5 protein-coding genes are annotated in these 10,378 nt (G+C 35.6%); all 5 read left to right on the top strand.

Features of this window, described 5'->3' with window-relative positions; translation table 11 throughout:
- The first annotated feature begins 333 nt into the window (after nt 1-333).
- Nucleotides 334-4,158, top strand: a complete 3,825-nt coding sequence (locus HJ01_RS16880; protein ID WP_007139726.1) for an efflux RND transporter permease subunit — start codon at nt 334-336, stop codon at nt 4,156-4,158.
- Nucleotides 4,151-5,371 carry a TolC family protein gene (locus HJ01_RS16875; RefSeq protein ID WP_040474107.1) on the top strand — a complete coding sequence of 407 codons (1,221 nt, stop codon included), beginning with the start codon at nt 4,151-4,153 and terminating at the stop codon, nt 5,369-5,371. The genes HJ01_RS16880 and HJ01_RS16875 overlap by 8 nt, the downstream gene beginning before the upstream one ends.
- 2 nt (nt 5,372-5,373) lie before the next feature.
- Nucleotides 5,374-7,155, top strand: coding sequence for an efflux RND transporter periplasmic adaptor subunit (locus HJ01_RS16870; RefSeq protein ID WP_007139724.1), 1,782 nt, complete (start codon nt 5,374-5,376; stop codon nt 7,153-7,155).
- Between the two features lie 24 nt (nt 7,156-7,179).
- Nucleotides 7,180-9,615, top strand: coding sequence for a multicopper oxidase domain-containing protein (locus tag HJ01_RS16865; RefSeq protein WP_040474106.1), 2,436 nt, complete (start codon nt 7,180-7,182; stop codon nt 9,613-9,615).
- A gap of 205 nt (nt 9,616-9,820) precedes the next feature.
- The coding region (locus HJ01_RS16860; protein WP_040474105.1) for a DUF3347 domain-containing protein at nt 9,821-10,378 on the top strand (558 nt) is incomplete at its 3' end.

Here is a 10,378-nt window from a genome sequence, read left to right as displayed (position 1 = left end):
GCAATTTGGATAAGTGAAACCAAAGAAATCAAAAATCCATACTTGGGAAGTAAAATGCCAAAATGCGGTACTATTAAAAAAGAATTATAAATATAATAATCGTTCTCCTAATAAGGAAGAGGAAAAGTTGTATTTGTAAAGGATCTGCGATAAAGTGTTGTGAAAATAACAAAGGATTATATTTTATTTACAACAGCAATTGAGCCTTAAATACTACTAAATTCTTTACTCTTTCTTTGGAACATTATTATCTAATTTGATTGCTGATTATATATACTTTAATTATAGCAATCAAAAATAAGTTCCAATTAAGAAGAATTAAATTAAAAATACATGTTAAATAAAACTATAAAATATTTTCTTGAAAATAAATTAGTCACAGGACTTATTCTTCTTGTAATAATATTTTGGGGAATGGCAACCGCTCCTTTCGACTGGAAGATTCCTTTCTTACCTTCAAGCCCGGTGTCTGTGGATGCCATTCCCGACATTGGAGAAAACCAACAAATTGTTTTCACACAGTGGCCCGGAAGATCTCCACAAGATATAGAAGATCAAATATCCTATCCTTTAACCACCTACATGCTGGGAATTCCAGGTGTAAAGTCAATTAGAAGTAACTCAATTTTAGGTTTTTCGAGTATTTATATCATTTTTGACGATGATATAGAATTTTATTGGTCACGCTCCAGAATTCTCGAAAAATTAAGTTCCATACCTAATAGCTTGCTTCCTGAAAACGTTAAACCGTCATTAGGCCCTGATGCAACTGCATTGGGACAAGTATATTGGTATACAGTGGAAGGACGAGATAAAGACGGAAACCCAACTGGTGGCTGGGATTTACACGAAATAAGAACAGCTCAGGATTTCTATATTAAATATGGATTAAATGCTGTTAAGGGAGTTTCAGAAGTAGCTTCTATAGGAGGATTTGTTCAAGAATACCAAATTGATGTAAACCCCGATGCTCTAAAAGCGTTTAACATCCCTCTAGCTAAGGTTATGACTGCCGTACAAAAGTCGAATAAAGATGTGGGGGCTAAAACCATCGAAATTAATCAAGCAGAATATCTGGTAAGAGGCCTCGGCTACATAAAAAATATTGAAGACATTGAATTGGCTGTTGTAGCCGTAAACAACAATGTGCCTATTCGAATAAAAGATATAGGAGTTGTATCCCTAGGACCAGAAACGCGACGTGGAGCTTTAGATAAAGGAGGTGCTGAAGCTGTAGGAGGTGTGGTTATCGCCAGATATGGTTCTAATCCGTTGGAAGTGATTAACGGAGTGAAATCAAAAATTAGCGAGATTGCTTCTGGTTTACCTAAAAAAACTTTGGCTAACGGTGTGGAAAGTCAATTGACAATTATCCCTTTTTATGATCGTACACAATTAATTCACGAAACGATAGGCACATTAGAGACCGCACTCTCTCATGAGATATTAATCAGTATTATAGTAGTTCTTATTTTACTATTTAACCTTAGAGCATCATTAATAATCTCTAGCTTATTACCCGTAGGAGTTTTGATGACCTTTATAGTAATGCGCTATTCAGGAGTAGATGCTAATGTTGTCGCGCTTTCAGGAATCGCTATCGCTATTGGGGTCATGGTGGATGTTGGGGTAATATTTATCGAAAATATTATACGGCATTTAGAAATGCCAGAAAACGAAGGTGCCAAAGGTCAAAAACTATTAACAGTAATTTATAATGCTACAATTGAAGTAGCCTCGGCAATTACTACTGCATTAGCAACGACTATAGTTAGTTTCATTCCTGTATTTGCCATGGAATCAGCCGAAGGTAAATTATTTAGGCCTTTAGCATTTACCAAGACATTTGCATTATTAGGAGCTTTTATTCTCGGTGTAATTGTTTTGCCTGCCCTAGCACATCTCATCTTTGGTATCAATTATGATAAAAAAAGAGTAAAACGTTTTTGGGGTTATGTATTTATTGCTGCTGGAATTCTATTGAGTATTTATTTTAAAATGGCACTCCCCCTAGCCTTATGTATAATGGGATTGTATGATTTATTCAATCACAAAATTCCAGAAAAATTCCAAGCCTACACTAAACATTTCAATTTGGTATTGGTGTTATTCATAGTTTCTTTTTTTCTTACTGAGGAGTGGATGCCTTTGGGACCACAAATTAGCGTTATTGGAAACTATCTTTTCGTTATAGTTCTTCTGGGGATTATCCTATCCGCCTTATTAAGTATCGTTCGTTTTTATGAGCCGGTATTAAGATGGTGTCTAGAAAACAAAGGGAAATTTATGTTACTGCCATTAGTAACATTGCTGTTTGGTCTTATGGTGTGGATTGGATTCAATTCGACTTTTGGATTTATAGCAAATGGATTTGAAAAAGTGGGTTGGGACATCAGAAAATCTAAAGTTTGGTCTGCCCCTGCTCATACTTTTCCCGGTATTGGATCAGAGTTTATGCCGTCGCTTAATGAGGGAAGTTATTTGTTAATGCCTACTTCTATGCCGCATTCTGGCGTTGAACAAAACCGAAAAGTAATAGGTCAACTCGACATGTTGTTGAATACGATTCCTGAAGTCGAAATGGCTGTAGGAAAGCTTGGACGCGTTGAAAGTGCTTTAGACCCTGCTCCTATCTCCATGTACGAGAACATCATCAACTATAAACCGGAATACATTCTAAACGAAAAGGGGCATCGAATGCGCTTTAAAGTCGATAGAAAAGATCGTTTTATTACAAAATCTAACGATAGCCTTTCACATGCTGATGCTTTGAAACAAGGAATAACCATCAAAAACTTGATTGAAGACGATAACGGAGAATTTTATCGAAATTGGAGAGACAAAATAAAATCACCCGATGATATATGGGACGAAATTATTAAAGTTTCTAAAATTCCCGGAGTGACCTCGGCTCCAAAATTACAGCCTATTGAAACGCGACTTGTGATGCTCCAAACCGGAATGAGAGCACCTATGGGTATCAAAGTATTTGGTCCTGATTTGCAAACCATAGAAGAGTTTGGTTTAGAATTAGAAGCAATTCTTAAGGAAGTTCCTTCCGTTAAAAAAGAAGCCGTTTTTGCCGATAGAATTGTCGGGAAACCCTACCTTCATTTAAATATCGATAGAGAAAAAATATCAAGATTTGGATTAAATGTTGAAGACATTCAGCAAACGATCGAAACAGCCATTGGGGGGATGAAAATCTCTTCTACTGTTGAAGGTAGAGAGCGCTACCCAATTCGCGTTCGTTATCCAAGAGAATTAAGAGACAGTCCCGAGGCTTTGGCTAAAATTTTAGTAGCAACTCCTACTGGCGCCCAAATTCCTTTGGGGCAATTAGTTAAATTTGAATATACTAAAGGGCCACAAGCCATTAAAAGTGAGGACACTTTTTTAGTTGGTTTTGTGTTGTTTGACAAAAATGATAGTTATGCTGAGGTAGATGTGGTAAATGATGCTCAAAAAGCGATAAAAGCTAAAATTGATTCGGGGGAACTTAAAGTACCGCAAGGTGTGAATTTTAAATTCTCCGGAAGTTACGAAAATCAAGTTAGAGCAATGAAAAGATTATCAATTGTAATTCCTATCTGTCTGGTGATTATCTTTCTACTGCTTTACTTTCAGTTTAAAACTATTATTGCCTCTTCGATTCACTTTTCGGGGGTATTTGTGGCCTTTGCTGGTGGTTTTATCTTGCTATGGCTCTACGGCCAAGATTGGTTTTTAAATTTTTCAGTCGCAGATGTGAACATGCGGGATTTATTTCAGGTGCACCCTATTAACTTAAGCGTTGCCGTATGGGTCGGGTTTATCGCACTCTTTGGAATCGCTACTGATGACGGGGTGATTATGGGGACTTATATTCACCAAGTTTTCGAAGAAAAAAATCCGCAAACGGTAACTGCAGTTAGAGAAGCGGTTGTAGAAGCGGGTAAAAAACGTGTACGTCCTGCTGTGATGACTGCTGCAGTAGCAATTATAGCGCTATTACCCGTATTAACATCTACCGGAAAAGGGTCTGATATTATGATTCCAATGGCCATTCCAACTTTTGGAGGAATGACTATTCAAATTATGACCATGTTCATTGTGCCCGTATTACAAGCCTATTGGAGAGAAACAGTTATTAAAAATAAAAACAAAAAAAATGCATAAAATAGTATTAATGACTCTATTGTTTGCCGTTTGTAATTTAAGCGCACAAACGCTTACAGACTATTACGGAGTAGCGGCTGACAATAACCCGGAACTGAAAGCGAAATATAAGGAATTTGAAGCTTCTTTGCAGAAGTTGCCACAAGTGAGTTCCTTACCAGACCCTAATTTATCATTGGGTTATTTTATTTCACCTGTAGAAACCCGCGTTGGTCCACAAAATATGAAGTTTTCATTGACTCAAATGTTTCCCTGGTTTGGCACTTTAAAAGCACAAAAAAATGTTGCCGCATTACTTGCCGACAGTAAATATCAAGCTTTTTTAAATACTAAAAATCAATTATTTTCTCAAGTTGCGGCGGTTTATTATCCATTATATGAACTGCAAAATTTAAAAATAATTGAGCAAGAAAACATCAAAATACTAGAGTCGTATCAAAAAATAGCGTCAGCAAAATTCGAAAATGGAAAAGGAAATTTAGTAGATATATTAAGAGTAGATATAATGATTAAAGACGCTCAAACGAACTTAGAAATTTTAAATAAAAAAGAACCCGCATTAACATCATGGTTCAATAGTATTTTAAACAGAAAATATAATGAACAAGTTGTCGTCTTAAAAGAAATTGAAGTAGTAGAACTACCCCTGCAGTATCGTAAAGATTCCATTTCACAAAATCCTTTATTGATAGAGCTTGATTTGAAAAAGCAAGCTTCAAATGCGGCTATAGAAGTAGCTAGAAAACAAGGTTTACCAAAACTAGGTGTTGGCGTGGATTATGTTATTATAGATAAAGGAATGAATAATTCTACAGATTCTGGTAAAGATGTTATTATGCCTATGGTCACTTTAAGTCTGCCCATTTTTAGAAAAAAATATACTGCAGCAACATCAGAAGCTAAATTAATGGAAGAAAGTTATTCTTTTCAAAAAACAGCAGTGGAGAATAAATTAAACGGTACCTACTATAAACTAGTTTTTGAATTAGAAAAAGAAAAAGACCTACTACATTTATATAGTAATCAAGTAGTTACACTTTCAAAAAGTTTGAATTTATTGTTTTCGTATTACAGTAATGCAAATAAAGACTTTGAAGAAGTACTGCGCATGCAGCAAGAACTATTAAAATATAAGAAGTTAAAGCTTGCAAGTACAAGTGCTTTCTATGTGAAATTAGCTGAACTGGACTATTTAACCGCAAAACAATTTTAATTATGACATTTGATAAAAAAACAAAAATAGCACTCGCAGCAACTTTACTTTTAGGGTTGTTATTAGGTGCACTTCTATTTGGCGGAAGCGCCAAAGAAGAACAAAAAACTTCGGAAGAAACGGTAACGAAAGATCAAATTTGGACCTGTTCGATGCACCCACAAATTAGAAAGAACGAACCTGGTGCTTGCCCTATATGTGGCATGGATTTAATTCCGCTTGAAACATCTGACAATAGTGATATTGATCCAGACGCTATCAGTATGTCTGAATCAGCAATGATTATCGCTGGGGTATCGACTTATAAAGTAGGTAATTCAGATGGAATAAAAGAAATCACACTTAATGGAAAAGTAGAAGTAAATGAAAAAGGCGTGTACAGTCAATCGTCACATATTCCAGGAAGAATTGAGAAAATTCTAGTCACATTTACTGGCGAATATGTAAAAAAAGGACAGGTCGTTGCTTATGTATACTCCCCTGAACTAGCTACTGCTCAGCAAGAACTTATAGAGGCCTATAGCATAAGAGACCTACAACCACAGTTGTTTGAAGCTGTAAAGCAAAAGCTTAGAAATTGGAAAGTTTCTGAAACAACGATAAAAAATGTGCTTTCTTCAGGAAAAGCGCAAGATAAATTTCCCATCACCGCTGACGTTTCAGGATATGTTGTAAAGAAAAATGTGGAGCTTGGGGATTATGTGCAACGAGGACAAACCTTATATGACGTAGCTGACTTATCTACTGTGTGGGTTCTTTTTGAAATTTATGAATCAGACATTCCTTGGATTAAAAAAGGAGATCAAGTGAACTATACTATTGCCTCTTTTCCAGGGGAATCTTTCTCTGGTACAATTTCTTTTATTGACCCATTTATTAATCCTAGTACGCGCATTGCAACAGCAAGAGTGGAGGTAAGAAATTCTAATTTAAAATTAAAACCAGAAATGTTTGTCTCAGGAACAATTAGTTCGAGAGTCGCTACAAACAAATCTTCTTTAAGCGTTCCTAAATCGGCTGTAATGTGGACTGGTAAACGATCCATAGTATACGTTAAAAACGAATCAGAAAAAGGAGTTTCTTTCAAGTTAAGACAAGTCACTCTAGGCCCATTATTAGGCAATGATTATCTCATAGAGGAGGGATTAGAAGCTGGTGAAGAAGTTGTCGCTAATGGTACTTTCAATATCGATGCTGCTGCTCAATTAGCGGGTAAGCCTAGTATGATGAACCTCGAAGGTGGTAAAGCGAGTACCGCTCACAATCATGGTGGCAACCAAGCCGCAGTGTCTGATAAAAAACCTACGGCTTTAGAAACTGCCAAAACTACTATTAGCTCAGATGCAAAAACGAGCTTACAGCCTTTATATGAAGATTATTTTGAGTTGAAAGATGAGTTAACTAAGGATAATTTTAGCGGAGCACAAAAGACAATAGCCAAATTTGAAAATTCACTGAGTAAAATAAACATGAATCTCTTTAAAGGTGATGCGCATAAAATCTGGATGAAGTACCATACAGAATTGAAAAAAAACACCTTACATGCTGCCCATATCAAAGATATAAAAGAAATGCGAAAATCATTTATCCCCATTTCCAATGTAATGATAGCCATGACAAAATCTTTTAGTCCTCTAAAAGAAAGTTCCTATATACAATTTTGCCCCATGGCTAACAGTGATAAAGGAGCAAATTGGTTAAGTAAAGAAAATAAAGTAGCAAACCCCTATTTTGGCGCTTCCATGTTAAAATGTGGAGAAGTAAAGGCAGAAATCATAAAATAAATAGTAACTATAATAAATAGAAAAATGAAAAACTTAAAATATTTAATAATCTTATTGATAATACCCCTTTGTTCGATATTTGGACAGTCCATGGAGGGAAATGTTAATAATTTGCCTGTACACGAGTACACTTTAACCATTAAGGAAGAACTAGTAAACAAAGCAGGAAAAGAAATCAAAGGGATGACTGTAAATGGTACAATCCCTGGACCAACTTTGGAATTTATAGAAGGTGAATATGCCGTGATTTACGTGAAAAATGAAATGAGCGAAGAAACTTCTGTGCATTGGCATGGTTTGTTATTGCCTAATTTCTTTGATGGTGTTCCTTACTTAACAACACCTCCTATAGAACCAGGACACACACAGAAATATGAGTTCCCCATTAAACAGTCTGGAACATATTGGTATCATTCACATACTATGTTGCAAGAACAAAGTGGAGTTTTTGGTTCAATTGTTATTAAGCCAAAAGAACAAACCTTAAAATATGATAAGGAATTGGTGTTGATGTTATCAGATTGGACAAACGAAAAACCAATGAATGTGCTACGTAATTTAAAACGAGGTAACGAATGGTATAGTATCAAAAAAGGAACTTCTACACCTTTAAATCAGGTTATTGCTCGAGGAGCCTTTGGAGCGCAATTGAACTTTTGGAGACAACGGATGAATGGTGCAGATATAGCAGACGTTTATTATCCTGCTTTCTTAATTAATGGAGAAGAAAGCATCGACTATCCAAAATTTAAAGCCGGGGAGAAAGTACGCTTGAGAATCATAAATGGAGGTGCATCCACGTCCTTTTGGATGACTTTTGGAGGAGAGGAACCACTACTAGTATCTGCTGATGGTCTTGATGTAGTACCAGCTAAAAAGAACAAGACTTTTATTGGCGTCGCTGAAACTTACGATTTTATCATCACAGTACCCGAAGAAGGAAAAACAGAATTTAAAATCATGGCTCAAGATGGTTCAGGAACTGCATCTGCATTTATTGGAAATGGAAAAACATTACCTGCAATGACTATTCCCAGACCAGATAAGATTGGGATGATGCAAAAAATGGCCAAAATGGATATGAAAATGGGCGCGCATGCATTAAAGTTTCAACCCAAAAAAGATGAACGGTTTAAGATGAAGGATGAATATGGGATGCAAATGGATAAGATGTCTGGAATGGATATGAGCAAACCTGAAGATTCTATGGGAATGGAGGAAATGAAAGAGAAGAAAATGAATCATTCCAAAACGGAAGGAATGGATATGAAGAAAGCCAACACAATGGTAGGAATGAAAATGGAAAAACCTAAAGATTCAATGCAAATGGATCATTCCAAAATGAAAGGGATGGACATGAACAATGATAGTGCGATGGTAGGTATGCAGATGAATGAGAAAAAGGATGCAAAGAAATCGGGCAAAATGGCCGGAATGGATTTGTTTGCAGAGTATAATTATGACTATTTAAAATCTCCAACGAAAACTAACTATGACAAAGATGTTCCTGTAAAAGAAGTACTGTTGAATCTAACGGGAAATATGAATCGGTACATTTGGAGCATGAATGGTGTACCACTTTCAGAAGCTGATAAAATAAAAATAAACAGTAAGGAAGTAACCCGAATTACCTTTAACAATCTAACTATGATGCACCACCCCATGCATTTGCACGGTCATTTCTTTAGGGTTATCAATAAAAACGGTGATTATTCCCCGTTAAAACACACGGTTAATGTGCCACCAATGCAGAAAATAACAATAGAGTTTTATGGAAATAATGGTGATGAGAATGGAGACTGGTTTTTTCATTGTCACATCCTATATCATATGATGGGAGGTATGGCGAGAGTAGTGTCATATGATACAGCTCGAGACCCTAGAATGGATGAATTTCCGGCTTCTAAAATTATTGCAGAAACAGATAAATGGTATTCATGGGGATTGGTAGATGCAGCTTCACATACAACAGGTTTTAATTTAATGACATCTAATATCAGAAATCAATTTAATGCGTCTTTAGAATATGGTTGGAACAAAAATTTAGAATCAGAGTTTACCTACGAACGTTATTTACACGATTACTTACGTGTTTTTGGAGGTGTTAACATTGAAAATAAAACACGCAATAGTTTAGACCAATTTAAAACTACTGCAGTGGTCGGGATACGTTATTTAACACCCTATTTATTTAATCTTGATGTACGTGTAGATAATGAGTTAAGACCAAGAATTGCGTTAGGGAGAAGTATAATGATATTTCCTAAACTATCTATTTTTGGCTATTATGAGTATCAATTAGATTTAGGGATTGTAAATAATTTGCCCGTGGGAAAAGATTTGACTTCGGAAACTGTATGGAGTGCAGGAGCTGAATATTTTCTATCCAGAAATATTTCACTTATGGGTAGCTACGATAACCGCTATGGAGCTGGAGGTGGACTTTCCGTAAGGTTTTAATAATTAAAATCAGGATGTAAACTCGTTATCTTTCAATAGATTAATCTCATAATTATAGAATTGGCAGCTGTTAGCACGATGGTTTCTATGCTGGCAGTTGACAACTATCAAATGATGGAAAATGCGGATGAAATAACCCCTAAACTTAAAAATGTAATTAAAAAACTTTAAATAATAATAATAATAATCACTAAAAACAAACAAAATGAGAAAATTAAAATTGTCAATGGGACTTTTAGCAATAGTATTTGTAACCCTAACTGTTGCATCATGTAAAGATTCAAAAAAAGAGCATGATAATGAGGACGGGCATCATTCAGAAATGTCTTCAGATGGAAACCAAATGGAAATGAATAATGAAAGTGAAGAACATCATCATGCAGAAGGCAACGATGAACATGCTCACGACAAGGACGCTTCGATGAAGACCAGAGAAATAACAGCGTCATCTAAAAAAAATGCGGCAACTTCTGCTATTATAGATGGCTATTTGCAAATTAAAAATGGATTAGTTGCAGACAATAAAGACAATGCCGCGAAAGGAGCAACAGCGCTACTTGCAGCCTTTTCAAATTTTGATATGTCAAAACTTGATGAAGCACAACATAAAGAATATATGGAAATACTTGAAAGTGCTAAAGAACATGCAGAACATATTGTAAAAAAACCTATTGATCATCAAAGAGAGCATTTTGAAACATTAAGCACAGATATTACTGATTTAATAACTTTATTAGGAACAGATAAAACCCTATATCAAGAT

The organism is Flavobacterium frigoris PS1, assembly GCF_000252125.1.
GTDB lineage: Bacteria > Bacteroidota > Bacteroidia > Flavobacteriales > Flavobacteriaceae > Flavobacterium > Flavobacterium frigoris_A.
Note: the sequence above shows the minus strand (reverse complement) of the source record. Positions and strands in the feature narration are given on the sequence as shown.

Coding starts and splice junctions, on each gene's coding strand:
- HJ01_RS16865 (WP_040474106.1), top strand. CDS start 7,180: ATGAAAAACTTAAAATATTTAATAATCTTATTGATAATACCCCTTTGT.
- HJ01_RS16870 (WP_007139724.1), top strand. CDS start 5,374: ATGACATTTGATAAAAAAACAAAAATAGCACTCGCAGCAACTTTACTT.
- HJ01_RS16880 (WP_007139726.1), top strand. CDS start 334: ATGTTAAATAAAACTATAAAATATTTTCTTGAAAATAAATTAGTCACA.
- HJ01_RS16875 (WP_040474107.1), top strand. CDS start 4,151: ATGCATAAAATAGTATTAATGACTCTATTGTTTGCCGTTTGTAATTTA.